The sequence below is a fragment of the Microcystis aeruginosa NIES-843 genome (assembly GCF_000010625.1).
Lineage (GTDB): Bacteria > Cyanobacteriota > Cyanobacteriia > Cyanobacteriales > Microcystaceae > Microcystis > Microcystis aeruginosa.
On the sequence record NC_010296.1, the window covers coordinates 5477555 to 5503962 of the forward strand.

Here is a 26408-nt window from a genome sequence, read left to right on the forward strand (position 1 = left end):
TCAATAAACCCAGAGGAGATAGAACTATAGCACTACCCTGACAGCCCAGAACCTTGCCGTTGACTGAATACCCGATCGAGTTTTTCTGAGTCTCCAGAAATTTTTTGTTAAAATTTGCAACATAACTTAACAATGTGTTACACTTCTTAACATAATCATCCAAAAGGAGCCTCCCCATGACTGCCCGCGGCTACACCACCGAAGAACAAGGAAGACTGAATAATTTTGCTGTCGAACCGAAAATGTACGTTGATAGTTCTAGCAGTCTCGGTTTTACCAAAAACGCTGAAAAATTGAATGGCAGACTGGCCATGATTGGCTTTGTCTCTCTTTTAGCCATTGAATTGTTAACCGGTAAAGGAATTATTGCTTGGATTACCAGTCTCTAAGAATTAACAATCCCGTTGCGTTGTTCGGGGAGTTCAGTCCCCGTCCAGACGGGGTGGTTTAGATGGGGTAAATGCCCTCAAAAACAGCTTTAGCAGGACCTGTCATGTAAACCCGGTTATCGGTTTGGGACCAGTGAATCTGAAGACAACCACCGGGCAGTTCCACGGTACAACGGCGATCGCATTTGCCCGTCAACAGGGCTGCCACCACCACAGCACAAGCACCAGTGCCGCAAGCGAGAGTAATTCCCGCTCCTCTTTCCCAGACACGCATCTTCATATAATCCGGCGCGATTACTTCTACGAACTCCACATTAGTCCGTTGGGGAAAAACCGGATGATGCTCAAATTTTGGCCCGATAGTTTCCAGGGGAATAGAGGCCAGATCACCCACAAAAGTGACACAGTGGGGATTACCCATACTAACGCAAGTAACTAACCAATCTTTGCCCTCCACCTCTAGGGGAACCGCGAGGACTTTTTCAGACCCCTTGACTAAAGTGGTGGGGATTTCACTGCCTAGGAGTTGCGGCGGTCCCATATCAACCGTTACCTGTTCATTGGCTTCTAAACGGGGAATTATCGTTCCTGCTAGAGTATGAATGCGATAGGTGCGGCCAATGGCGTTGTTAGCCTCTAAACGGGCGATAAATTGGGCTAGACAGCGAATACCGTTACCACACATTTCCGGTTCCGAACCATCAGAGTTGAAAATTCTCATGGTGTAGTCGGTTTCCGCTTGGCCGGGAAGCGCAAAAATCACGCCATCGGCGCCGATGCCAAAATGTCGATCGCACATAGCCACGGCCATTTCCGCTGTGATCAGGGGTTCGGGACTGTGACGGTTATCTATCAAAATAAAATCATTGCCTAGGCCTTGATATTTGGTAAAGGGGATTTTCATGGTCAATAAAAGCTGCTCAACAGGAATAATAGAGGATGAACACCTCATCGATAAACTCATTATGTCTCAATTTGATCCTGGTCTGCCGAGTATTAAACAAGTACAGAGCTATATTCAAGAGAAACGGGAAGTAGAAATTAAGTTAAGCACCGATGATCTCCTCGTTGGTCGCATCCTTTGGCAAGATGTTAACTGTCTATACCTAGTCGATCACTACGATAAACCCACTTTAATTTGGCAACAGTCTCTGGTTTATTTAAGACCTAAAGCCTAGGGGGAAATTGGCGATATTTGGCTGTGGGATGCGTCCCGGACGCATCAAAAATTCAGTAGCAAGCAGATAGCTTTTGAGCAAATGTAAGGTCAGTTGGGGTTAAGGAGATTTGGCCATGAATTTTAGCAAATAATCAGGTGGGATGGCGAGGATAGCATCAGAATTTCAGTTGATCGAAAATTTGGGTCAAATTGCCAAATAAAGAAAGTCAGAGAGTCCAGCCGAGCGATCGCCATTCAACTTCAGATATAGATTGCCGCTCAGAGGAAAAAGAATCAGCAGATTGTCTGCTAACAATTTGGGACACTGCTGTACATAACCTGTTATACTCTTGGGCAAAACGACTCCACCGCCATTGTTATGCTGGAAAATCAGGTCAGGGCAGATGCCGCCTCTAATGAGCAGATACCTACTCTAGAATTATCGATCATCATGCCCTGTCTCAACGAGGCGGAAACCCTGGCCACCTGTATCGGCAAAGCACGAGATTATCTGGAACAACACAAAATTGCGGGAGAGGTGCTAATCGCCGATAATGGCAGTAGCGACGGTTCCCAAGAAATTGCCACTAATTCAGGGGCGCGGGTGGTTCCTATCCCAGAAAGGGGTTATGGTAGCGCCCTGCGGGGAGGTATCGCCGCCGCCAAAGGTCAATACATTATTATGGGGGATGCCGATGATAGCTATGACTTTACCAATCTCTCGCCTTTCCTAGAAAAATTGCGACAGGGTTATGATTTGGTGATGGGCAATCGTTTTCAGGGCGGAATTAAACCAGGGGCGATGCCAGTATTGCATAAGTATCTGGGCAATCCTGTCTTGACTTGGTTAGGACGGTTATTTTTTGGTAGTCCCTGTGGTGATTTTCACTGTGGATTGCGCGGGTTTAGTAAACAGGCAATCGAACAATTGAACCTACGCACCACTGGCATGGAATTCGCCAGCGAGATGGTGGTGAAAGCATCCCTCTACGGCCTGAAAATTACCGAAGTACCAACCACTTTATCCCCTGACGGTCGCAGTCGTCCCCCCCACCTAAAAACTTGGCGCGATGGCTGGCGACATCTCCGATTTCTGTTAATGTATAGTCCTCGCTGGTTGTTTCTCTACCCCGGATTGGCTTTAATGTTTCTCGGATTAATAGCCACGATTTGGTTTATGACCCAACCCAGAGTTCACACCCTTCTCTATTCAGCCACAGCTTTGATTATTGGCTTTCAAATTGTCAGTTTTGCCATCTTCACAAAAGCTTTTGCCATCAGCGAGGGTTTATTACCGGAAGACCGAAAATTAAGACGATTTTTGCGTTATATTAATCTGGAGGTGGGATTGATCATTGGCGTAATTTTATTGGTACTAGGTATGGGCGGTTCACTGTATGCTTTATACATTTGGAATGCTCGACTTTATGGAGCCTTAGATCCAGCCGTGACCATGCGGATTGTCATTCCTTCCGTAACCGCTCTAGCGTTGGGAGTACAGGTGGTTTTTTCCAGTTTCTTTTTAAGTGTTTTGCAACTGAAGAGAAAATAATTAACCTACCCGGAATTATACCTAGTTGTCTCTCACTTCTCTAGCCGCTCAGAAAACTTATGAACAGGAAAATCAATCCTTTTAATCAGGATACCAAAAATCAGTCCTACTCGGAACGATTGCTGAATAAACAGACGGCAAAATGGAAAGAAATATTGGATGTTCAAGCTCCTTACCGTTGGAATCTTCAGAGGCTAAATTTAGGTTTTACTCTCGATATTGGTTGTGGAATAGGCCGTAATCTGATGAATCTGAAAGGAAATGGAATTGGTATTGACCACAATTTTCACTCAGTTGAAGTCTGCCGGGCTAGGGGCTTCATGGCTTTCACACCGGAGGAATTTCAACAGTCATCATTTGATGAACCAGAAAAATTTGATTCTATTTTATTAGCCCACGTCGCAGAACACATGAGTTATTTAGAGGTAATTAATTTACTTAATGACTATGTTTATTTGTTAAAAAATCATGGCAAATTAGTTATAATAACTCCTCAAGAAGCTGGTTTCAAGAGTGATGCAACCCATGTAGAATTTATGAATTTTGCTAAATTGAAAGCAATTGCTAGAGAACTTGATTCCAAAATTATTAAACAATACTCTTTCCCTTTTCCACGGATAGTGGGCAAATTATTTAAGTATAATGAATTTGTCTCTTTAAGTCAAAAAGAGAAATAAAATTACCAGAGCAAAGAATATGAGTAAACCTTGGCTGTCAGTTTTAATTCCCACTTACAATGGGGAAAAATATTTAGTAAAAGCCCTAAACTCTATTGCTATTCAAGATGATTTTGATATAGAGTGTCTGGCTATTGATGATGGTTCAACAGATGAAACCTTGGCAATACTCCAGTATTTTCAAACCAAAATTCCCCTAAAAATTGTTCAAAGGGAACCGCAAAAAAACTGGGTAGCTAATACTAATTATCTACTCAATATGGCCCGAGCCGATTATGTCTGTTTTTTACATCAAGATGATATGTGGCTAACCTGGAGATTGATGATTTTAAAAAAGCTAACCATTCAATTTCCCGAGGCCAATTTAATTCTTAATCCTTCTATATTTGTCAATATACAAGGGCAAAAATTAGGACTATGGCGATGTCCTCTACCTTCTTATCCAATAATGATTAGTTCGGAGCAGATGATTAGTAAATTGTTAGTGCAGAATTTTATCTCTATTCCCGCACCAATCTTTAAGAGAGAGATGGCTTTAAAAGTAGGTGGTTTGGATGAAAAACTATGGTACACGGCTGATTGGGATTTTTGGCTAAAATTAGCTCAAGATGGACAGATAATATACTATCCCAAGCCCTTATCGGTCTTTCGCATTCATTCTCATTCCCAAACCGTTACTCGTAGCTCTTATATCCAAGATTTTCGACAACAGTTAGAATCTGTTATAGATGAGCATCTAGAAGCATGGAATACTTCTAGTCAAACCAAGAGTAAAATTAGAAAAATTGCTAACTTCTCCATTGCTCATTGGCGTAATTTTATTTTTACTAGATATAGGCGGTTCAGTGTATGCTTTATACACTTGGAATGCTCGACTTTATGGAGCCTTATGTCCAGCCGTAGCCATGGGAATTGTCATTCCTTTCGTACCCGCTTTAGCCTTGGCAGTACGGGTGATTTTTTCCAGTTTCTTTTTAAGTGTTTTGGGACTAAAACAAAGATGAAAACAGCCGAAGATAAACTTATAGGGGGTTAACTAATTTTTATGCCGATAGGAACATTTGTTCGGAACTTGTTAGGTCCTTGGGAAAAACCAATTTCTGATATTTATCGAAACATTTTTATTGATCTAGCTGATTTAACTCATCAAATCCATAAATGGGTTAATCCTGAGATAATTCTAGAGTTAGGCTGTGGGGAAGGTGCTTTAACTGAACTTTTAGCGAGTGCCTATCCTAGTTCACATATTATAGGAATCGATATTACTCCTAGAGTAGGACGGATGTTTCAAGGAAATCTCGATCATGTTCGGTTTGAACAAAAATCAATTCAAGAATTCGTTGCAGAAACCCCCCAAAGTGTCGATTTAGTCGTCATTAGTGATGTTATGCACCATGTTCCTTGGTCAATGCATGAAGAATTCTTAACTTACGCTGGTAAATCCGTAAAACCTAACGGATATATTATTCTCAAGGATTGGTGTAAAAATAATTCACCGATCCATTATTTATGCTATCTATTTGAGCGGTATATTACTGGTGATAAGGTCAAGTATAAAACTACCAAACAATTTCGAGATATGATATATAAACTCTTTGGTAAACAATCGATTCTCCTTGAGTCTACCGTTCGTCCTTGGAAAAACAATATTGTTTTTCTAATTAAAATTTCTTCATAATAGTGTTATTTCAAAAAGTCTTTATGAATGATCATCTGTGGTTGTCCGTATTAATTCCCACTTATAATGGAGATAAGTATCTAAAGGATACTCTCGATTCAATCCTTGAACAAAATGAGAGAAACGTCGAGTATATTATCATTGATGATGGCTCTACTGATCGAACTTTATCTATTATCAAAAATTACGAGGATAAAATTCCTATCAAGCTTTTCGAGCGTAAAAGGATAGGCAATTGGGTTGCTAACACTAACTTCGCTTTACAGAATGCCTCGGGAGACTATGTATGTTTATTACATCAAGATGACTTATGGTTGAACAATCGTTTAAAAATAATCAAGGAAATCCTTAATGATTATCCAGATACCGACTTACTTTTACACCCTTCAATCTTTATCGATGACCGAGGGAAAAAGTTAGGTTTATGGACTTGTCCTTTACCAGCTTTTCCAAAATATGTTAACAGAGATATTTTAATCGAGAGGCTGTTGATTCAAAATTTTATCTCCATTCCTGCTCCAATTTTTAAAAGAGAAATTGCTTTACAGGTGGGGGGAATGAACGAAAAACTTTGGTATACAGCCGACTGGGATCTCTGGTTAAAAATCGCTTTTCATGAACGAGATGAAAAAATCATTTATTATCCTTATCCCTTGAGTGCATTTCGCATTCATTCAAGCTCTCAAACCGTTGTCAGAAGCTCCAAAACTGGAGAGTTCTATAATCAATTGAATGTGGTTGCTCACGACTATCTAGATAGATGGGAGGTGTCAACCTACAGAAAAAAAAGAATTCGATCACTTGCTGAATTCTCAATACAAGTGAATACTATTTTAGCGAGGATGGCGCACGGTGAACGTTCTCGATTAGAGTTAATTAAGTTACTCCTATCGAGTTTTTCGCTTGGTTTTTTAGGAGTTTACAAATACTTACGATATTCGCGCATCCAAGAACGCATAATTGCTAGACTAAAAGCTAATATAATTTAGTAACGATTAGGTTTGACATGAAATTTATCGCAGTTAATCGTTTATTCAGAAGCTCATTTTTTAGGTTTTGCCTTGTGGGTGTCTTTTGTGCATTCCAAAATATACTAATTCTATACCTTCTGACCAATTACCTAAAATTGCATTACGTTCTCTCGATTTTCGTGCAAATGTTCTATGTAAATACATTGGGATTCTATCTGAATCGAAAATATACATTTACAGGACGAATAAAAATTGGAAGTATTTTGGGAGAATTAATCAAGTATCATGGGATCATGCTTTCTAGTTCTTTTGCGGTCGCTATCGCTATGTATTTCTTGGTTGATTTATTCAAAGTATGGTACTTGTCCGCTTACATAATCCTTACTATACTAATGACTATTTATAATTTTCTTGCCCATAAAAAATGGACTTTTACTCGAAAATAGTGGTCTTTACGGCGGATTCAGGCTTAGTCTGGTACATCTTCTAAGTGGAAAGGCTTATCCAATAAGGAGTTGTCTGTGTCAGATGGATAGAGGAACCGCCGTAACATTTGTTTTTGGTTACTCGATGAGAACATCTTCCAACAGACGCATAATCGCACGACGTAAGGGACAAGCAAGGTATTAAGTCTCCATCACTACTACCCAATCACTAGGAAAAGTAGAGTGCTGATCAAAGCTGTGATCAAGAGGAATCCCCAAATTGTCCAGAGCAATCCTTGCGCTTTGTTGGATTTAAGAGGCCAGAAATACACCCTACTGGCGAGAGCCGACTTACTGTACTTTCTACCGGCGAGATCAGACTTACTGTACTTTTCCTCAGTTAAGCAACTTTGGGATCGAGAAAGACCAATTAAGCAACTAACACTGTCGATACGTTCAGCTAAACGAAAACTCAAAAAACTTTTTGGTTCTGCAAAGATGACCACACCACTGTTTACACTAGGGTCAAAGACAAGAGAAGCAAATTGAACCAAAATAGAAAGAACAACCAAGCTGCTAATTAACCATCGTTTGAGTCGATTAATCGATAACATCTCTAAGATTAGCAAAGCTATTAAGGGAACAAGCAGTAGGTGAACTGAGGTAACGTGATAACGAGCAGCCCAAGAACCATCTCCATGCCAGAAATCCAGTTTGCTGGTTAAGATAATATGAAAGACAAGTGCAAAAATTGAGGAAATAAAATATATTCGTATATAAGGTGTTAATTTGTTAAATAAAATAATCCCCAATACTAAACACGGTAAAAGAAACGGGTCGTAAATAAATATACTTTTAGCTGGTGAGAAGAGAACGCCGAGAATACCAACGTAGGGAGGGTGTATGAAAGGATAATTAGGGGGCAATTCTGGCAACCCTGAAAAGATTGCTCCATTGCGTATTTGCTCAATGCTTAAGGATGCTGCCGTTGTCCAAAAATCCCCAAAGCGTAAGTAATTAAATAATCTACTGACAAAAAGGAAAGGAAATAAGCCGACGTTCCAGAGTATGGCTGTCTTAAAGATTTGATTCAGCTTGAAATTTTTATAAATTAGACAGCTAATTAGAAAACCAAAAACTGTGAGAGCATAAATGATAGTTGTCGAGCGAATTATAATAGCCGCTCCGATTGCCAATCCACTCAAAAAAACATAAGTTACTTTGTTAGTTTTAATATAAGCCAAAGCACAAGCATAACCTAAAATCACACAAAGTAGGACTGGATTATTTTGTTGAAAAGTTTGTGCATAGTGGAGAACGGTAGTACCTAGCAACCAAATCAAGCTGGCAGATGCCGCAATTTTCTCCTGAAAATCAAATAGTCTAAGTAACCAATAACAAGAGAGAACAACTAATACATTTAGAGGGATAACTACAAGAAAACTAACCGCAAATTCTCGTAATAAATAAGGCTTAATACTAGGAAAAACTTTAGAGAGTTGAGTGCCAATCCAATCTGCGGGCAACATTAATAAGGATTGTCCTATATCATAAGCTTCATATCGTTTTCCATCTACTCCTAAAACACCAACATGGTCTAATCGAGAGGAAGGACGATAATTTGGGGGTAAAGAAACTTCCTCAGTTCCTGTCCACAGGGCATGGGCCATTTTTAGCCTAACATCGGTATCTGGAGGTACGTTGGCAGGATTGATTATTGTTATCCAGAGTAGGGCAATAAGAGCTAATTTTGTGACTGTTTTCATGATCATCTATTCTTAGAAGCTGTTTGAAAAGTTATAGGGCGTTGCTGATTTTAAGTATCAATTGTCCTCTCGGCAATTTTTAAAACCTAGCACTAAGGTAACTTGTGGATAGGAGGCACAATTTAGTATTCATGTCTTGATTCAGCGATCCCGCTTTTTACTATCTTCTGATCTGCCGCTTCTAGGCTGGCAATTGCGGTTTCTGCCGTCAAAATGTCAGGAATATCACTTAAACTAGCAGTTTGATCAACCTGTTCATTTCCAGCAAATAAATTGCTCATATCTTGAGAATAATTAGAAGCGATCGATAGCAAAGCTCCGGCAAAAATATAAAGAGGTAAAGGCAAAATAAACCCCTTGGCCCATTGATAAAACTCCACCAACAAAAATAACAAAACACAACCCACAACCCAGACTTTCATCGCACTTTTTCCCTATTTTTACGAGAAAAGGTGAGCAAAAAGCCCACCCTGTATTTAACTAATTCCAGTGAGAATTTATTCGATCACGGGAGCGATTAACTCGCGTCTTTCCCCCGAAATAACTTTCACCTTACCTTCCTCATCGATATCGACCATAGCCGTATCCCCATCAGAAACCCGTCCGGAGAGAATTTCCTCAGCCAGAACATCTTCCAACAGACGCATAATCGCACGACGTAAGGGACGAGCGCCGTAGGCCGGATTATAACCTTCCTCGATCAAGCGTTCTTTAAACTTATCGGTGACAGACAAAGTAATATTTTGTTCTGTCAGACGTTTAAACACATCCTTGAGCAGGATTTCGGCGATTTCCTTGACTTCTTCCTTATTGAGTTGACGGAAGACAATAATCTCATCGAGACGGTTGAGGAATTCCGGACGGAAATATTGTTTTAATTCCTCATTAACCAGCGATCGAATGCGATTATACTGGGCCTCGGCTTGATTATCGGCAAACTCGAAACCTAAACCACCGCCACCCTTCTCGATGACTTTAGAACCGATGTTCGAGGTCATGATCAACAGGGTATTTTTAAAGTCCACCGTGCGACCTTTGGCATCGGTCAAACGTCCATCTTCAAGGATTTGCAGAAGCATATTGAAGACATCGGGGTGAGCTTTTTCGATTTCGTCGAATAGCACCACCGTATAAGGACGACGACGCACCGCTTCCGTTAATTGTCCCCCTTCGTTGTAACCAACATAACCCGGAGGCGAACCGATTAACTTAGAAACCGTGTGCCGTTCCATGTATTCCGACATATCGAGACGGATCATCGCATCTTCGGAACCAAAGAAATAAGCGGCCAGAGCTTTAGTTAACTCGGTTTTACCTACCCCCGTTGGACCGGAGAAGATAAAGGAAGCAATGGGACGGTTGGGATTTTTCAGACCGACGCGAGCGCGACGAATGGCGCGAGACACCGCTTTAACTGCGTCCTCTTGACCGATGAGACGCTGATGCAGGGTATCTTCCATGTGCAGCAGTTTCTCGGATTCGGTTTCGGTCAGTTTGTTGACGGGAACCCCAGTCCAAGAAGCGACGATGTGAGCGATTTCCTCGGCATCCACAAAGGGTTCATCGTTGCCATCTTCGCCTTTTTTGGTGGAAGCGAGATTCCGGATCTGGGTTTTGATTTCCATTTCCCGATCGCGCAATTCCCCAGCTTTCTCGAAGTCTTGACCGCGCACCGCATCATCTTTTTGTTTGAGAATTTGCCGCAGTTCTTTATCTAATTCCTTGGCTGCTGGGGGCAATTGGGAATTAATCAAGCGCACTCTCGAACCAGCTTCATCGATTAAATCGATCGCCTTGTCCGGTAAAAAGCGATCGCTAATGTAGCGATCGGACAATTTCGCCGCCGCTTCCAGGGCCTCATCTAAGATTTTTAGTTTGTGGTGCTGTTCGTAGCGTTCCCGGAGACCGTAGAGAATTTCGATCGTTTCTTCTACGGAGGGTTCACCGACCATAACCGGTTGAAAACGTCTTTCTAGAGCCGCATCCCGTTCGATATGTTTGCGGTACTCATCCAAGGTCGTCGCCCCGATACATTGTAGTTCTCCTCGGGCCAAAGCCGGTTTGAGAATATTGGCCGCATCGATCGCCCCTTCGGCTGCCCCGGCACCGATGAGAGTATGAACTTCATCGATAACAAGGACGACGTTACCCGCTTGGCGAATTTCGTCCATGATTTTTTTGAGGCGTTCCTCAAATTCGCCGCGATATTTGGTTCCTGCCACTAACAAGCCGATATCGAGGGTGACAACCCGTTTTTCTTCGAGAATGTCGGGAATATCCTTGTTAGCGATGCGTTGGGCCAATCCTTCTGCGATCGCTGTTTTACCTACCCCCGGTTCCCCGATCAGGACGGGGTTATTTTTGGTACGACGACCGAGAATTTGGATAACGCGCTCGATTTCCTTTTGTCGGCCGACCACGGGATCGAGTTTACCCTCGCTGGCCATTTGGGTGAGATTGGAACCGAATTCGTCAAGAGTGGGGGTTTTGGTGCGACCTTGGGAAGATGAACCGGCGGCCACTTCGGCGGTTTCCCCTAACATTCTGATCACTTGGGTGCGAACTTTCGAGAGATCCACGCCGAGATTTTCCAGAACCCTAGCGGCCACACCTTCCCCTTCGCGAATTAGTCCTAAAAGGAGGTGTTCTGTGCCAATATAGTTATGGCCCAGTTGACGGGCTTCTTCGAGGGAGAGTTCTAAAACTCGTTTGGCTCTGGGGGTGAAGGGAATTTCCACGGCTACGAATCCGGAACCGCGACCGATGATTTTCTCCACCTCCACGCGCGCATCTCTGAGATTGACACCCATGGACTTGAGGACTTTGGCGGCAACTCCCGTTCCCTCTCCAATTAGTCCTAGTAAAATCTGCTCTGTTCCCACGAAGTTATGGCCAAGGCGGCGGGCTTCTTCTTGGGCGAGCATGATTACTTTAATGGCTTTTTCCGTAAATCTTTCAAACATAGCCTATCCATCACCTACACAAGCGACCCTAGATATGCTGATTTTAGCACGGCTTTTTAGTTTAGCCCTCTTTCAGTGATCAGTTATTGGGGAGCGGCTATTAGTTATAGTGGTTGTAGCTCTGAAGATTTTTTCTGGGGTCAATCGGTCTCAGCTGACTTGCGGAGATGCCCGGAATCTCCCGGATTATGGTTTTAGCCCCCTGGAAACCTGCTGATAAGTTGTTCACCGTTGCATAATCCCCTAGGGTCGTGGTCATCCCCATCCCTCGATCGATAGTCAAGCGATCGCCCATTTTCAGACCAAAACTCGAAGTATAAGCAGATTAAATATTACTACCTATTGACAAATGATTATATATGTTGTACGTCGGGGTGATATACAGAAAGTTGACCCCTATCGTTGCTCTGGACAGTGTTATGCAGAAAGTTTTCGTATAATATGTAGTTATACCGATTAGAGCCATGACCAGACAAAGCCAAAAACTTTACGAGCTAAACGTAGTCAAGCTATTTCGTGATGCAGGAGGATTGAGCCACTACGCAGAACTTCAACACGTGCCAGATCACCTGGAAAGACCCGATATCATAGCAAGAATTGATTCTATTACGATTGGAATCGAAATCAGGAATCTATTCAATGACGAGAAAGAGGGGTCTGGCAGCCGCGACTGTAAGCGTCGTGGCATATATGAATCTGTAGTTAAAACTTGTTCCCATATTCATTCAAGGCGTAGCGACAAATGGATTGATGTCCAGGTATCCTTTAGCAGTTATGTTGATGCTGACCTGATCGCAAGGCGAGAAAGAAAAATAGCTGAGATGCTAGTGAAATTGGTTGAGAAGTATGATCCTAAAATTGGAGATTATTTCACCTTGCGTGCTGAAAAGTTGTGGGGGCCGGATTGGCCTGAAGAAATCGACTTTGTTCGCGTAATGCGACTTGAAGGGGATGACCCCCCTCATTGGAGTTACACAGATAGCTTTTGGGTGGGTGAAACAACAGACGAACTAATACAGAATGCACTTGACGACAAAGAACCAAATGTTCTGAAATGGCGTGATGGATTTGATGAGGCATTGCTTTTACTTGTCTTAGATGGCAGCGTCGGCGCAAGTATGCTTCGCCCGCATGAGCAGTTGATGAATAATGAGTATCTAAGCTCTTTTGATCGAGCCTGCGTCATGGAGTTCGATGGGAAGAGTTACAGAGAACTGCGTCTGCGAAGAGCTAAGGTATAACGCAGTGCGATGTCAAAGGCACTTCGTAGTACGATCTCCGATCTTGTAGGGTGCGTTCCCTGATGTGACTCCTACTGCTCCAGCGATCGATTTTAAGGAACGCACCATGCACAACTATCCCCCAATAGCGATCGCTAAATAACTGGACTTCCCTCGTATAAACATACTAGCTATGGCTAAAAGTCTTACAGAGCCTGAGTTAAAGCAATAAAATACTAATGAACTACTGAACACAAAATCCTGAAGTTCTTACGCAGATAGGGTTTGAGGCAAAAATTTTCAAATTTGACCTTTAGACCATTATAGCTTGTTTCGGGGCAGAAAACCAGCAAAAACATGGCTACAGAGGGAATCCCTTACTCTAGAGATTAATGACACTATCTGTTAAAATCAGGTTAGCGATAACTATACAGCCAACTCTACGGAATCGCTCTACTCCAGATACAGTCAACGGTACAGCCATTTTCAAGTAAAAAATGTACCCAGTAGCCTCTTTTCAATTTTTTCTTAGAAGCGACCTGCAGTAAGGGTTTTGTTAATTTTTTAGTATTTATGTATGGGGGGGAGTCCAGATATGAAACGTGCTGTCAAGCGGATCGGTAGGATTCTTGGAGTCCTAGTTATCGTAGTATTTTCGGCGTTTATCTGGTTTATGAAACGTGCTGTCAAGTGGATCTGTAGGATTCTTGGAGTCCTAGTTATCGTAGTATTTTCGGCGTTTATCTGGTTCGTCTACAGCTTCTATAAGGCACTTGAGCCCATTGAGTCCATTGATAAGTATCAGGAAGTATTGGCTGTTTGGAGGGGTAGCGGACTAGTTGATCACTTCCCCAGTTCTGTGCCAGCGTCCGCTCGCAACGTGAAGTTCTCTTCGTTTCCTGGACACTTGCAGGGAGGAGGCTATGTTCAGATAAGAATGGAACTTCCCAAAGCAGAGGTGAAGAAGCTGTTCGAGCACGCAACAAACACTGCCAAACAATATTATAAAGATGGTGGGAACTTCAAGGATAGATTGCCCAGCACCAGTCCACACACGCTTGGCAAAGATGAACGGGACGCATCCAAATTCCCAGACGACTACAGGATTTTCATCGGAAATTTTGGGTCTGAAACCCCGCCGTTCTAGGTTGGCTTTACGTTAGAATTAAAAGGCCAGTCTCGAAAACCAAGTGGACGGCGCAGCACCTTGAAAACTCGGCTTAGGGGGTTCCGACCAGAAAAGCTTGGCCGGGTAAAAAGTCGCGCGCAACAAGTACAAGAAGCGTTTAGCTGGAAACGTACCGTGGGACACACGGAATCGGGCTTCTGAAATGGGGCGAAAGTCTGTGGACTCTGTGTAAGACAGTACATGGTTTTTTAACTGTGGTATGCGACGGTGGTGGAAGCAGAAACTTAAATCGTGAGGTTTAGGAATCGCCGCACTTTTAGGGCGGCGAGGATGTCAACTTTCATGCGGAACCCTACAAGAAGGGATCAGGCCATGACTGGAACCATGGGGAGAGCCAGGGCATGGTAGTGAGCCTCCAACGAAACGAAGTCCTCTACTATGCCGAGAGCTGGTAACAAACAAAAGAGGCGAACAAGACGCTCCATCCAACGGCGGGCAACGTCCCTCTTTGAATTCGGGCTTCCATCTCCGCCGTGGATGAACTAGCCGTTAGCCGTAGGGTGCGTTCCCTGATGTGACTCCTACTGCTCCAGTGATCGATTTTAAGGAACGCGCCATGCACATTCTATCCCCAAATAGCGATCGCTAAATAAATCCCACAGCCGTAGGCTGGGTTGACGGCAGGAAACCCAGCATTACTTTTCTCTATCAACACTGACCAAAAGCGCGATCTCACCCAAAACACCTCGACCTATCGACCCTGATTAGTTCCTGGTAGTATGTACAGGTGTGCATACTATAATTGAGATGGCTTACCAATGGAATAGAGCTAAGGCAGCAGCCAATCTTCGCAAGCATGGTATTGACTTTGCTGATGCAGTATCCGTTTTCTCCGACGATCTGGCAATTACGATTCCAGACGAACGGTTTGATGAAGAACGGTTTGTCACAATCGGTGTTGATGTGTTTGGTAGAGTTTTGGTGGTTGTCTATACGATGCGAGGCGATGAGATCCGGTTTATCTCTGCCCGCAAAGCAACTCGTCAAGAACGGCAGCAGTATGAAGAGGGATAATCATGGACGCAGAATATGATTTTAGTCAGGGTAAACGAGGGGCGATCGAGCCAACGCCACCTGGAAAAAGTCGCATTACAATTCGGTTGGATGATGAGGTTTTAGCTTGGTTTCGGGAACAAGTTCATATTGCAGGCGGAGGGAACTACCAAACCTTGATCAATGAAGCTTTGCGCCAGTATATTCAGCAAAGTCGTGAGCCTTTAGAGGAAACTTTACGCAGAGTTGTTCGTGAAGAGCTTGAGCGTATCGAGCGATGAGGTGATTGTTGATGACTAACAAGTTGCTGCACCGGAACGCAGAAAGTTAGTCGGTGAGTTGCAAAGGTTATCTGCGTTCGGTGAGCTTGGTCGTTGGCTGGATTCCATCAATGATCGGCGATCGCAAATTCGTCGCAAATTAGAGGATAGTCCCAGTTTACGCGGTTATCCCGCGCAAATTTTGGATAAGGAATACACCAGAGCGCGTCGAGAAGCCGCCAGACAAACAGGTTTATTCCTTAGCGTTTTTCCAGAGTTTTGTCCCTATACTATCGCGCAGGTGATCGAAGATTGGTGGCCCCAGTGATAGCCTTGATTAAAGGTTAAATAATATCAGCCAGACTGGGAAACCATCTGATCAAATTAGTCCCCCCAGAGAACCCCCCTTGAGCCACATGGCACACTTTTCTTTTCTTGTCAAATTTTATGTTAAGAAAGATGTAACTAATGGATAGGGGGATGATCAAGAATTAACCGTCTTCGTATTCGGGGATTCTTTCCTTTTTCTTCTCGGTGATATTGATGCGGGGGGGATTGTAATCTGGTTCCACGTCATCATCCCACATATCATCCTCGGCCTTATCTTCGTAATCGTCGTACTGAGGACGAGAAAAGCTTTCTGCGCGTTCTGAGCGAGCTTCTCCCCAGTTATCTTCTTCTTCCTCGTATTCTTCCTCATAATAACGAGCTTCGGCCCGTTTTTGCGGTGGGGGAGTGGCACGCAGGGGTTCTTTTTCCCATTCATCCTCACTCCAGCGTTCTTCAACGGGTTTAGCGGCCTCAACGGGAGTGCGGAGGGGAATGCCCGTACCTAACTGATTTTCCGGACGAGCAGCGGGAGTATAATAAGCTTCTTCCTCTTCTCTTTCCCAGGGGGGACGACCAATACCCAAACGTTCCAAAACCCCCACACTAACCTGCGTGAGACGTTCTTCGGCCCCTTCAAAGACAATTAAGCGATTCGGACCGCTGCTAACCACTTCTTCAATGGCAATTTCGTAGGTACTGATCAATTGTTCGGGGATAAGAGGCAATCCCAGGGAAGCGATGACAATGGAATGTAATTGACCACTGAGGGGATCAAATTGATAATCGCGGACTTTGCCTAAAGGTTCGCCGGTTTCCGTGATCACTTCACTACCGATTAAGGGAGTATAAGCATCGATATCGACGGATTCCAAGACGTTATCATCTTCAACGAGAACCACGTCTCCTGTCTGACTGATGCTCGATAAATACATATATTGAGGCATTCCCGACAAGGAGAGGATATTATCGCGGAGTCCCAGGGCAACCACTTCTCGTTGATCGATATCTACAAGGATATCTTTAACAACGCCGAGTTTTTTGCCTGTATTGCGAGTGATAACCTGTGTATTTAAAAATTCTGAACGTAAGCGACTATTCTCTGTGATCATTTTTTCCTATGGGTAGGCGTTAGGTCGTGGGAATACGAGTTATTGTAGGCTTAATATATAGGGCGAGATCGAGGGTTAATTTACCGATATTGGCTTAGATCTTAAAGTTCCCTGAGATTAACACTTTTTTTGGCCTTGTTTGGGCGATAGTTTCGGGTGATAGATAGGGTTAAACCCATTTTAGCTAATTCTTTACATTTTTTTAGTGACAACAAAGCAGGAGCTAGAGAGAAACTCCCTTGGCTCCTGCTGTCTAGATTCTGATTACATAGTTAAAGACTGCACCTCAGTTTCGATCAGTTTAGCTAAGTCTTGCAGGAAGGAGGCTGCATCGGCCCCGTAGATGACTCGGTGGTCACTGGTGAGATTAACCGTCATCTGTTTTTGCACTCCGAATAAACCATCTTTATTGACGACGATTTGGGGACGGGAAGCACCCACGGCTAGGATCGCACCTTGGTTGGGGGGTAAGATAGCGGTAAAGCGATCGACTCCGAACATTCCCAGATTAGAAATGGTAAAAGTACCGCTATTATATTCTTCCGGTTGCAGTTGTTTACTGCGGGCGCGATCGACTAAATCTTTCCAACTGCGGGAGAGGGAATAGATATCCATCTGGTCAGCAGAGCGCAAAACCGGCGTAATTAAGCCACCACCAGGCATAGCTACGGCTACGGACACGTTAATCGCCCCGTGGTATTGGATTCCTGCGTCGCTATAGCTGGCATTAACTATAGGATGTTTAGCGAGGGTGTTGGCTACCGCTTTTGCTAACAGGGCCGTCATGGTGACACCCTTGGATTTTAGCTGTTGATAGAGTTGATCCAGTGGGTCAGTGGTGATAGTGTAGCCCACTTGGAAGGTGGGAACCTGTAGGCTAACCGACATATTCTGGGCGACGGCTTTTTGCAGAGTGGTGAGGGGAACAGTCCGACCGACCGGGGCGCTGGCCGGAATCGGGGCTTTAGGAGCCGCTACAGGCACGCTGACGGGTTGCGGGGGAGTAATGACGGGAGCGGGGGCGGTGCTGACTTTTCCTGTCGCTTTTTCTACGTCTTCGGCGGTAATTCGTCCGTGGGGACCGCTACCCACTAGGGTTTTCAGATCTACCTTTAATTCTTTAGCCAGTTTTTTGGCCCTGGGAGAGGCGACTAAACGGCCATTATCTTTAACGGCGGCGACGGGTATCGAAACGGGAGGCGGAGCGATTTCTGGGGTCTCTACGGGCTTGCTAGGGGCAGCTGTGGCGGTTTTTCCCTGAGCTTTGGCCAGTTCAATTTCCGCTTCAGTTTCGGCGATATAGGCGATCGCTTCCCCCACGGGTGCTTCCTGGCCGGCTTCGACTAAAATTACAGCGAGATAGCCATCATAAAACGATTCTACGTCCATGTCGGCTTTGTCGGATTCGACCACTAACACCGTTTCCCCTTTGCTGACTTTTTCCCCGGGGGACTTCACCCAAGAAACTATTTTTCCTTCGGTCATGGTGGAACTGAGCGCGGGCATGAAGATATCTCGAATCATGGTGGAGTGCTTCTATCTCTAATGTTTTGAGCCATAGGGCATTTTACCACAGTTGATGGGGTATGGGGTGTGGGGAAGTGGGGAAGTGGGGTATGGGGTGTGGGGAAGTGGGGTATGGGGTGTGGGGTGTGGGGAAGTGGGGAAGTGGGGTGTGGGGTGTGGGGTGTGGGGTGTGGGGAAGTGGGGAGAATAAATAAAATAATCTCCTGACTCCTGACTCCCGAATACTGACTCCTGACTCCCGAATACTGACTCCTGACTCCTGACTCCCGAATACTGACTCCTGACTCCCGAATACTGATAACTGATTACAAAGGGAAAAAGAGAAGGGAAAACAGCCCCTTCTCCGTCGTATCTAGACAAAAATTGTTCTAGTTGCCAATATGGACCGGTTGTGCTTGCAGAGATTCGACTAAACCGCGCACAGCTGCCACCATAGCCACTTCATTATCCAATTGATTGATCGCCGAACCAACACCGATACCGGCCGCTCCAGCAGCGATCGCCATAGGAGCGGTGACAATGGATAAACCGGAAGCGCAGAGGACGGGAACCTTAACTGCATGGGAAATAGCGTGGGCTGCCGCTAAAGTCGGGGCGGCTTTTTCAATCAGTCCCAAAATACCGGCGTGACGGGGTTGACTGCTAGTGCCGCCTTCGGTTTGAATAATGTCAGCACCCTGACTAACTAAAGCTTCCGCTAGTCTCACCTGTTCATCGAGGGGCAGCAGATGGGGAACTGTCACAGACAGGGTAATTTCGGGCAGTAAGTCGCGAGTTTGACGGGTTAGGGCTAAAACTTCCGCCGCCTCAAAAATGCGTCCTTGGGCATAAAAACTATCGAAATTACCGATCTCAATTAAATCGGCTCCCGCGTCCACTGCCATCACCAACAATTCTGGCTCGACGGCCGATACACACACGGGTAAATTTGTCAAGGCTTTTACCGTCCGAATTAGGTCAGCATTAGCGGCAATATCGACAAAAGTTGCTCCTCCGGCTGTAGCGGCTTTAACTACTGAGAGAACCTGCGAGCGATCGAAATTATTTAACCCACTAATCACTTTCAGGGCATGACGACGGGCGAAGGCTTGCTGTAAGGTAAAATTGATCATTAATCTACACCTATCTGGAATTCTCAAAAAACATTTTCCCACCTTCTCGCCGATCAGAGGGTGGGATTTGAGAATTCTTAGGGAAATTTTCTTTAATTTAGGTGTTGATTCTCTTGGTTTTTGCGCTTGAGGTTTTGCAGTTGTTGCAGCAGTACCTCGATTTCCGCTTCTAGATGCAGGTATTTCACCTGTTGGTCAGCTTGGTAGGTGGTGCGAATCTGTTTCATGGCGGAGGATTCCTTAGTTAGTACAGTTGTCATAGCGGTATCTATAGAGTGCTGATTATGTTTAATTGTTTCAATTTGTATATAGTACCTTAACAATGTCTTAAAGAAAACCTTTTTATGGTAGTTTCTCAACTGGCACAGGATGAAAGAGGGAAAAAATTCTTGCAACCAAGGGGATCGGAGTGCGATATACTCAGTCGCGAACGATATTGGCAAGCATGACCATGGTAGCGGTAGCAATTTTAGCAGCGGGTAAGGGAACCCGAATGAAGTCCAGCCTTCCGAAAGTTTTACATCCCCTCGGCAGTCGCTCGCTAGTGGAACGGGTGCTTAATGTCAGCGAATCCTTACATCCCCAGCGAAAACTGGTGATTATCGGTTATCAAGGGCAACAGGTGCGAAATACTCTACAGCATCTCGATGATATCGAATTTGTTGAACAAAAGGAACAGTTAGGCACTGGCCATGCTATTCAGCAGTTAATCCCCCATTTAGAGGACTTTCAGGGGGATTTGTTGGTCTTAAATGGCGATGTTCCCCTGTTGCGTCCCGAAACCTTGCAAAATCTTCTCCAGATTCATCAAGACCATGGTAACGCTGCCACCCTCTTAACTGCTAACCTCCCAAACCCGAAAGGTTACGGTCGAGTTTTTTGTGATGGCAATAATCTCGTTAAGCAGATTGTGGAAGAAAGAGACTGTACCGATGCCCAACGACAAAACCACCGGATTAATGGAGGTATATACTGCTTTAATTGGTCAAAATTAGCGGCTATACTGCCTAATTTAACCCCCAATAACGATCAAGGTGAATATTACCTCACGGATGTGGTCAATTTTCTCGATCCCGTCATGGCCGTGGATGTGGAGGACTTTTTAGAAATTACCGGCATTAACGATCGCAAACAATTGGCCGCCGCCTATGATATCCTGCAAACTAGAGTCAAAGATGATTGGATGGCCGCTGGAGTCACCATAATTGACCCCGATAGTGTCACCATTGAGGATACTGTCACCCTCAGTGCCGATGTGATTATCGAACCCCAAACCCATCTGCGCGGTGAGACGATAATCGCTTCTGGTTGTCGTATAGGTCCTGGGAGTTTAATCGAAAATAGTCGGATAGGCAGCGATGTAACCGTCTTATTTTCGGTGATTTCTGATAGTCAGGTGGATTCTGGTTGTCGCATCGGTCCCTACGCTCATTTGCGCGGAGAAGCGAAAATTGGGGCTAATTGTCGAGTCGGTAATTTTGTTGAAATTAAAAAAAGTAGCATCGGCAATAAAACCAATATTGCCCATTTATCCTATCTGGGAGATGCCACTTTAGGGGAAAAAGTTAACGTTGGCGCGGGAACAATTACTGCTAATTACGATGGCGTGAAAAAACATCAAACTATGATCGGCAGTGGCACAAAAACTGGGGCAAATAGTGTTTTAGTGGCTCCTTTAAAATTAGGAAAAAATGTCACCGTGGCTGCCGGTTCAACTATCACTAAAAATGTCCCCGATAACGCTTTAGTTATTGCTCGCGAAAGTCAGCGTGTGATCGAAAATTGGGCAGATCAGTTTCAGTAGGTTAATTCCGGGATTTAAGCTAAGAAAACTGTTCCTAAATTCCGAGATTAGAGTCAAGATAAACGGGGAGGGAAAGAAAGAGGGGTTGAGTACCATTCAACCGGCGTTGCTGATTTGAGATATGAATCTTCTTTTGTGGGATTTTTAAAACCTAGACCCAAACTAACTTTTGGATGGGTGCAAGATTGTCATTCATACCTTGATTCAGCAACGCCCTTTTTTTTGCTTCCTCTCAGATTAACTCCTGTCAGTTCGCCGTAACAGACAAGGCAGTCAGTGATTTTTGTCTGTTGCAATTTATACAAAACGACGTGCGATTACCCTGCAATTAATCTTTATTGTCTTTTATTTTCACTGTGCCAGGAAGAATAAAATTTGATTTTCTGATTTCTGGATGTTTTTGTAAGATCCGAGTAGTTTTCTGATGAATTTCCGAAAGATTACTCACTTTATTTCTTCTAGTATTTTGCCATGAAAAGATTGAATTATTTTGGGAATCTGTTTTTAATAATTTGTCAATTTCTAAAATAATTGATTCAATTTCAATAGATAAACCACAATAATCAAACAGATAGCTTATGATTTGTTTCGGATGTGTTGTTAAATCTTCATATCGGATAGCACAAAGTGGAAGTTTTTGTTGATAAAGCCATAAATAGCGATGCATATAAGACAGCCAACGAACTAAATAAAAATCTATTGAATTTGAATAATCTATTAGATCAGAGTATTCTTCAAACAATGTGATAAATCGATTATAGAAATTTTTCTTTTCTTTAATAAGTAGAAGGTGTGAACTCATATATGGATCAAAAGCTCGAATACAAGACTCAACAACTTTTTGAGCATCTCGATATAAAAAAATTCCTTTAGAATGAGGAAATACTTTATGTAAAATATCTGCAATTTCAATACAAAAACCACGCAATTTAAATACATAAAATGATGGATTTTTTAGTTGATTAGGTTTGCAAAGAAGTGCAGTTAAAACCAACAACAGTTCTGCTAGTTGACAATCGTTACTTTTATCAGGCATTCGGAGTCCGACAATTTGGCTAAAAATATCAGGCTCTGATAGACTTATAACATATTCAACTTGATGAAATATTCTGCTAAGTAGAGTAGATCCACATCGACCAACAGGATAAATAAATATTAGTTGATTGTCAGGTATTTTGAAAGTTTGAGCAAGTTGGCAAATTGTTTCATAAGATATTGCAATTAATCGGTGAGCATATTCAAATTGAGCTTGATATAGAAAAGGATATGCAAAAATATCTATGTCAGAAGGAGTTTCGACAAAGATAACTTGTTTTTGTTGGTGATCTAAACAGTATAAACTAACATTACGTTGACTAACTACTTGTGCAATATCATCAATTTTTTCACCCTCCAAATAATCAAAATCAGATACATCAGCTACTAGAGCAGGATTATTTTTTTGCTTTTTTTGAATGTAGAGAAATTGTCCACTCATGATTTGATCGGTTGACTCTATTTTTTTTATTCTTTATTAGCTTGTTATAACAGTCTCCTGATAAAGTTCATAAAAGTACGCAGCGATAAACTCAGCAATTTTTCTGAGAATATCTATTAAGATTTCTTCATCTGCATATTTTACAATAAGACGATGAGCAACATCTAACATCATTTCATAATGATCTTCATTTTCGTCAATTTTCACATGAGCTTTAGCTCCTATTACAAAAGATTTGGAAAATTTTTCTGCAACTTTATCAATCACATAACCTGAAGATTGATCGGAATTCCATTCAACAAACAAAGAATATGCAACAGCAGGCAAAGAGCCAATCTCCTTAATCTTATTTTTTAGATAATCTATCATTGCTTCTGTGGCTTGAAATGGCTGGATTTCAAAAACTTGTTTTTCAGTATATCCGTGTTGACGCAGATCTTTGATAAATAATAAATCGTGTGTCATTTCCTGTGCAGTATATCGACCCCATAGTCTTGCAGCTTCGTAGTCTTCATCAATCATATAAGCCAAAGCCAGTGCATCTGTTTGGCTAGTCAGGCGAATACGCTTGATGGTTTCAATTAAGTGGCGAACATAGTATTTTTCATTCAGCACTTGATTTTTATCAGTTAGGTGGCCGGCATAGGGAACTGTCATTATAATTTTGTTGACTTCTTGCTGGAAAAAAAGTTCAAGGTTTTTTCTCAGTTGCTCACGATTAATCATGTTTTTTACTCCTGTCACGAAATAATTTAGGTTCTTTGGTTTGTCTTATGCAATGTACAGGTTTATAAGGAATGAAACTCTTATAGAGAAAGACATTTGGCGATTTTTGTTAATTGTTTTCGATCTAGAGCGAACTAATCAATTAAATCTCTTGCCAGATAAGGATTTAGTCCATTTATGCCACCCTATCGAACCATACTAAGTAACGAAGAACCATAATTGATCAGATTTGAGAGCATCCCAATTTTGCACGTTAGCTGTTTTAAAGAGGAATAAAACTCTTGGGATGCCGTTACTTTGGGTCATGCTTTTACAAAAACGGGATGCTCGCTCAGATTTCAGATTTGTCTACTTGAGGAGATAAAGTGATAGTGATGTTGTAGTTTTGCCTCCCTTAATGTTTGCAGATTCTTGTTCATCTACTTTTGCTGGATTATCACCATTTAATTCATTGACTTTGATGTCAGACGTTGGAAGTTCATTAACTTTGATGTTAGACATTGGAATTATCCTCCTAATTAAGGAAAAAGTAATTGGCTTGAGATTGGGTTTACCTCACTCATCTGTCCCTATATTAATCGCTCTCCCAGCAGATGACAACCCCCTGGAAGGATGATTTTTGAACATAATTCTAGTATTTATGTTCAATTTTCAAGGACAGTCCCCAACGAGAAAATAAGGTTTTCCGGTTATTTCGCCAGCAACTTTGAGATGAAAACTGAGTTTTGCCCCCTAAATCCTGAACATAAATAAACTATTTATAGCGGTTTTCAGTCTAATATGGAGGCTATTTTCAATACTCCAATGTCTGCGAATCACCTCGGCGTGTTTTTGGGCATCCGCTGCTAAACTACTGATGAAGAAGCGAATTTCTGTCGTAGTTTTATTCCACAATTGGCGGACACTGCGAACTATGACTACTACAGCTCTAACCAGTAATTTAGATAGGTCAATCACTTATCAGTTCACTGTTCACTGATGCTGATTAAGGCGTTAAATTTGCGCGATGAAGCATGAAATGCTATAAAAATCTCAGTCCTCCCTATAGAAAAGAGTAGAAACCTTATGGCACGCACCGAGTCCACAATGTTAGATCTGGGGACAAAAGCTCCCAGTTTTGCCTTACCCGATGTGGTTTCGGGTGAAACTATCTCTCTGGACAGCTTTGCGGCTAAAACCGCTCTGTTAGTCATCTTCCTCTGTGAACATTGTCCCTTTGTTAAACACATTCAAGAAGAACTTACCCGTCTAGGTCGCGATTATGCTAATACCAATCTGGGCATCCTCGCAATTAGTTCTAATGACGTGGAGAAATATCCCGATGATTCGCCCGAAAATTTGAAAAAAATGGCGATAACCCTTGACTTTAAATTCAATTTATGCTATGACGAAAGCCAAGAAGTGGCGAAAGCTTACACGGCAGCCTGTACTCCCGATTTTTTCCTCTTTGATAGTCAGCGGATTCTAGTCTATCGCGGTCAGTTGGATGATAGTCGTCCTAGTAATGGAATACCGGTGACAGGCAAAGATCTCCGCGCCGCTATTGACAAGGTTTTAACCGGTCAACCAGTGCCGACGGACCAAAAACCGAGTTTAGGCTGTAATATCAAATGGAAACTGGGTAATGAGCCACCCTATTACGGTTAATTAACGAAGGGTGTAGGGTGTAGGGTGTAGGGTGTGGGGAAGTGGGGAAATGGGGAAATGGGGAAGCTGTCTCATCACCCTATCGCCCCAAAACCCTATCACCCTATCTCCTGAATACTGACGACCGACGACCGACTCCTAACCCCACCAACAAGCTTTTTGCCGCAAATCCTACTTATGAGACTATTTCAACAGCGTAACCGATTGCTGTGCTAATAGGGCAGTACCATAGGCCGCTTGCTCCTGTTTAGACAAAAGCACGGGAACCCCTAAATGACGCTGACGAATTATTCTCCAAGTCGAATTTTTTGCCCCACCACCGGCACTATAAACTCGCTCTAATTTATTGGCTCCCAATTCCTGTAAACGCTGATAACCTAAAGCTTCAATGCGGGCAATACTTTCTAGTAACCCATGCAAAAATTCTCGAGGATTATCGGGCTGGGGAGTCAGTTTCACGGGTAAAAAAGGATCATTAATTGGAAAGCGCTCGCCCGCTTTTAGTAAAGGATAATAATCTAAATTACTTTCTTTTTGTCCATCTATTGCTAAACTATAATTTCTCAATTCTTGATCAGAAAAAAACTTCTTTAACACTGCTCCTCCCGTATTGGATGCCCCACCAGTTAACCACAAATTTCCTAAACGATGACTATAGATGCCATAGTTACTATCATCAACTTTCTGGCTACTTAATAATTTTAAGACTAAAGTTGAACCTAAAGATGTCACTGCATCCCCTAAAGAATTAGCACCACTGGCTAAAAATGCCGCTATGCTGTCGGTGGTTCCCGTATAAATTAAACAATCTTTCGGGATAGCAAAACGAGTCACTAAATCCGGTTTAATAGTATCGATCGCTGTACCTGGGGCAAAAATTTGCGGTAATAAATTAAACATCGGTAAATTCTCTAACCAATCGGGATAACAGAGATTTTCGAGATCATAACCTAACTTTAAGGCATTGTGATAATCACTAATTCCCAGTTTACCGTGCAGGAGAAATGCTAACCAATCCGCTTGGGAGAGAAAATAACGCGCTTGCGAAAAAATTTCTTGTTCACTCCACCAAAGTAATTTAGCTAAACTGGAGGTAGCAATAATCACGGGATGGTGAGGGGGTGCTATAGCTTTAATTGCTTCTAAAAACCCAATTCCTCGCCCGTCATTGTATAATATGGCCTCAGAAAGAGGATTACCCCAATTATCACATAATAACACCGTCGAGGAAGTACCATTAATCGCGATCGATTTAAGTTCTGAACGCACCGAATCCCCTAGATTATCCAATAAATAAAATAGGGCCTTTTGCCAATCCTGAAAATTGGCATTAGTGAAGGGATAATGAACCTCAGCGACGATATTTTTGCTAGAATCAATAGCAATCGCTCGCGCTCCCGATGTGCCAAAATCAATACCTAAAGATAAACCCAT

At 42.9% G+C, this 26408-nt stretch carries 28 protein-coding genes and 1 pseudogene; 16 read left to right on the plus strand and 13 right to left on the minus strand.

What is annotated here, in order from left to right:
* Window positions 1–176: 176 nt before the first annotated feature.
* A complete protein-coding gene (locus MAE_RS25940; RefSeq protein ID WP_002756687.1) occupies window positions 177–389 on the plus strand; it encodes a chlorophyll a/b-binding protein in 213 nt (70 codons plus the stop codon).
* A gap of 58 nt (window positions 390–447) precedes the next feature.
* Here the strand turns inward: MAE_RS25940 and dapF are convergent, their stop codons facing one another.
* The gene (gene dapF, locus MAE_RS25945; protein WP_012268125.1) at window positions 448–1293 is read right to left on the minus strand and encodes a diaminopimelate epimerase; all 846 of its coding nucleotides are present in this window, start codon (window positions 1291–1293) and stop codon (window positions 448–450) included.
* Window positions 1294–1354: 61 nt separating this feature from the next.
* Between dapF and MAE_RS25950 the strand changes: the two genes are divergently transcribed.
* The 7 genes from MAE_RS25950 (at window position 1355) to MAE_RS25980 (ending at window position 6872) form a co-directional block, all read left to right on the plus strand.
* Complete coding sequence (locus tag MAE_RS25950; protein ID WP_002756689.1) at window positions 1355–1567, plus strand: Hfq-related RNA-binding protein; 213 nt, start codon at window positions 1355–1357, stop codon at window positions 1565–1567.
* Between the two features lie 360 nt (window positions 1568–1927).
* A complete protein-coding gene (locus MAE_RS25955; RefSeq protein ID WP_012268127.1) occupies window positions 1928–3100 on the plus strand; it encodes a glycosyltransferase family 2 protein in 1173 nt (390 codons plus the stop codon).
* A 59-nt stretch (window positions 3101–3159) separates the two neighbouring features.
* On the plus strand, window positions 3160–3777 hold the full coding sequence (locus MAE_RS25960; RefSeq protein WP_004158845.1) for a class I SAM-dependent methyltransferase: 618 nt from the start codon (window positions 3160–3162) through the stop codon (window positions 3775–3777).
* Window positions 3778–3796: 19 nt separating this feature from the next.
* Window positions 3797–4813 (plus strand): glycosyltransferase, encoded by a 1017-nt coding sequence (locus MAE_RS25965; protein ID WP_012268128.1) that lies wholly within the window; start codon window positions 3797–3799, stop codon window positions 4811–4813.
* 9 nt (window positions 4814–4822) lie between these two features.
* The gene (locus MAE_RS25970; protein WP_004158847.1) at window positions 4823–5455 is read left to right on the plus strand and encodes a class I SAM-dependent methyltransferase; all 633 of its coding nucleotides are present in this window, start codon (window positions 4823–4825) and stop codon (window positions 5453–5455) included.
* Window positions 5456–5478: 23 nt separating this feature from the next.
* Window positions 5479–6444 (plus strand): glycosyltransferase, encoded by a 966-nt coding sequence (locus MAE_RS25975; RefSeq protein ID WP_012268129.1) that lies wholly within the window; start codon window positions 5479–5481, stop codon window positions 6442–6444.
* Window positions 6445–6461: 17 nt separating this feature from the next.
* A complete protein-coding gene (locus MAE_RS25980) occupies window positions 6462–6872 on the plus strand; it encodes a GtrA family protein (protein ID WP_041804421.1) in 411 nt (136 codons plus the stop codon).
* A 197-nt stretch (window positions 6873–7069) separates the two neighbouring features.
* On the opposite strand, the gene MAE_RS25985 is transcribed toward MAE_RS25980, so the two are convergent.
* The 3 genes and pseudogenes from MAE_RS25985 to MAE_RS25995 all read right to left on the minus strand — a co-directional run bounded on the left by MAE_RS25985 (window position 7070) and on the right by MAE_RS25995 (window position 11580).
* Window positions 7070–8617 carry a glycosyltransferase family 39 protein gene (locus tag MAE_RS25985; protein ID WP_041804423.1) on the minus strand — a complete coding sequence of 516 codons (1548 nt, stop codon included), beginning with the start codon at window positions 8615–8617 and terminating at the stop codon, window positions 7070–7072.
* A 141-nt stretch (window positions 8618–8758) separates the two neighbouring features.
* Window positions 8759–9039: pseudogene (locus MAE_RS25990) on the minus strand (hypothetical protein).
* A 75-nt stretch (window positions 9040–9114) separates the two neighbouring features.
* On the minus strand, window positions 9115–11580 hold the full coding sequence (locus tag MAE_RS25995) for an ATP-dependent Clp protease ATP-binding subunit (RefSeq protein WP_002796578.1): 2466 nt from the start codon (window positions 11578–11580) through the stop codon (window positions 9115–9117).
* Window positions 11581–12044: 464 nt separating this feature from the next.
* On the opposite strand from MAE_RS25995, the gene MAE_RS26000 reads away from it, so the two are divergent.
* From MAE_RS26000 to MAE_RS26020, 5 genes are all read left to right on the plus strand, one after another.
* Window positions 12045–12821: a hypothetical protein gene (locus tag MAE_RS26000; RefSeq protein WP_002796580.1), complete on the plus strand. Its 777-nt coding sequence runs from the start codon at window positions 12045–12047 to the stop codon at window positions 12819–12821.
* A 574-nt stretch (window positions 12822–13395) separates the two neighbouring features.
* Window positions 13396–13947: a hypothetical protein gene (locus MAE_RS26005; RefSeq protein ID WP_012268134.1), complete on the plus strand. Its 552-nt coding sequence runs from the start codon at window positions 13396–13398 to the stop codon at window positions 13945–13947.
* 789 nt (window positions 13948–14736) lie between these two features.
* Window positions 14737–15003: a BrnT family toxin gene (locus tag MAE_RS26010; RefSeq protein WP_002777515.1), complete on the plus strand. Its 267-nt coding sequence runs from the start codon at window positions 14737–14739 to the stop codon at window positions 15001–15003.
* A 2-nt stretch (window positions 15004–15005) separates the two neighbouring features.
* On the plus strand, window positions 15006–15263 hold the full coding sequence (locus tag MAE_RS26015; RefSeq protein WP_002777513.1) for a BrnA antitoxin family protein: 258 nt from the start codon (window positions 15006–15008) through the stop codon (window positions 15261–15263).
* Window positions 15264–15321: 58 nt separating this feature from the next.
* On the plus strand, window positions 15322–15570 hold the full coding sequence (locus MAE_RS26020) for a DUF29 domain-containing protein (RefSeq protein WP_012268137.1): 249 nt from the start codon (window positions 15322–15324) through the stop codon (window positions 15568–15570).
* A gap of 163 nt (window positions 15571–15733) precedes the next feature.
* On the opposite strand, the gene MAE_RS26025 is transcribed toward MAE_RS26020, so the two are convergent.
* Both MAE_RS26025 and MAE_RS26030 read right to left on the minus strand, forming a co-directional pair.
* Window positions 15734–16681, minus strand: coding sequence for a PRC-barrel domain-containing protein (locus MAE_RS26025; protein ID WP_012268138.1), 948 nt, complete (start codon window positions 16679–16681; stop codon window positions 15734–15736).
* A gap of 264 nt (window positions 16682–16945) precedes the next feature.
* The gene (locus MAE_RS26030) at window positions 16946–18205 is read right to left on the minus strand and encodes a dihydrolipoamide acetyltransferase family protein (protein WP_012268139.1); all 1260 of its coding nucleotides are present in this window, start codon (window positions 18203–18205) and stop codon (window positions 16946–16948) included.
* A 67-nt stretch (window positions 18206–18272) separates the two neighbouring features.
* On the opposite strand from MAE_RS26030, the gene MAE_RS35945 reads away from it, so the two are divergent.
* Window positions 18273–18398 (plus strand): hypothetical protein, encoded by a 126-nt coding sequence (locus MAE_RS35945; protein WP_269453949.1) that lies wholly within the window; start codon window positions 18273–18275, stop codon window positions 18396–18398.
* 178 nt (window positions 18399–18576) lie between these two features.
* Here the strand turns inward: MAE_RS35945 and MAE_RS26035 are convergent, their stop codons facing one another.
* On the minus strand, window positions 18577–19320 hold the full coding sequence (locus tag MAE_RS26035) for a DUF561 domain-containing protein (protein WP_002756734.1): 744 nt from the start codon (window positions 19318–19320) through the stop codon (window positions 18577–18579).
* A 92-nt stretch (window positions 19321–19412) separates the two neighbouring features.
* On the minus strand, window positions 19413–19580 hold the full coding sequence (locus MAE_RS34270; protein ID WP_002756735.1) for a hypothetical protein: 168 nt from the start codon (window positions 19578–19580) through the stop codon (window positions 19413–19415).
* 191 nt (window positions 19581–19771) lie between these two features.
* Between MAE_RS34270 and glmU the strand changes: the two genes are divergently transcribed.
* On the plus strand, window positions 19772–21124 hold the full coding sequence (glmU, locus tag MAE_RS26045) for a bifunctional UDP-N-acetylglucosamine diphosphorylase/glucosamine-1-phosphate N-acetyltransferase GlmU (RefSeq protein ID WP_041805027.1): 1353 nt from the start codon (window positions 19772–19774) through the stop codon (window positions 21122–21124).
* A gap of 328 nt (window positions 21125–21452) precedes the next feature.
* Here the strand turns inward: glmU and MAE_RS26050 are convergent, their stop codons facing one another.
* The 4 genes from MAE_RS26050 to MAE_RS32980 all read right to left on the minus strand — a co-directional run bounded on the left by MAE_RS26050 (window position 21453) and on the right by MAE_RS32980 (window position 24221).
* The gene (locus MAE_RS26050) at window positions 21453–22601 is read right to left on the minus strand and encodes a sulfotransferase family protein (protein ID WP_012268141.1); all 1149 of its coding nucleotides are present in this window, start codon (window positions 22599–22601) and stop codon (window positions 21453–21455) included.
* Between the two features lie 36 nt (window positions 22602–22637).
* Window positions 22638–23327: a hypothetical protein gene (locus tag MAE_RS26055; RefSeq protein ID WP_012268142.1), complete on the minus strand. Its 690-nt coding sequence runs from the start codon at window positions 23325–23327 to the stop codon at window positions 22638–22640.
* Between the two features lie 348 nt (window positions 23328–23675).
* Window positions 23676–23828 (minus strand): hypothetical protein, encoded by a 153-nt coding sequence (locus MAE_RS33670; RefSeq protein ID WP_012268144.1) that lies wholly within the window; start codon window positions 23826–23828, stop codon window positions 23676–23678.
* 231 nt (window positions 23829–24059) lie between these two features.
* Window positions 24060–24221, minus strand: a complete 162-nt coding sequence (locus MAE_RS32980) for a hypothetical protein (protein ID WP_158303569.1) — start codon at window positions 24219–24221, stop codon at window positions 24060–24062.
* Window positions 24222–24392: 171 nt separating this feature from the next.
* Between MAE_RS32980 and MAE_RS26060 the strand changes: the two genes are divergently transcribed.
* On the plus strand, window positions 24393–24974 hold the full coding sequence (locus tag MAE_RS26060; RefSeq protein ID WP_012268145.1) for a thioredoxin family protein: 582 nt from the start codon (window positions 24393–24395) through the stop codon (window positions 24972–24974).
* A 183-nt stretch (window positions 24975–25157) separates the two neighbouring features.
* On the opposite strand, the gene MAE_RS26065 is transcribed toward MAE_RS26060, so the two are convergent.
* Window positions 25158–26408 (minus strand): FGGY-family carbohydrate kinase, encoded by a 1251-nt coding sequence (locus MAE_RS26065; RefSeq protein ID WP_012268146.1) that lies wholly within the window; start codon window positions 26406–26408, stop codon window positions 25158–25160.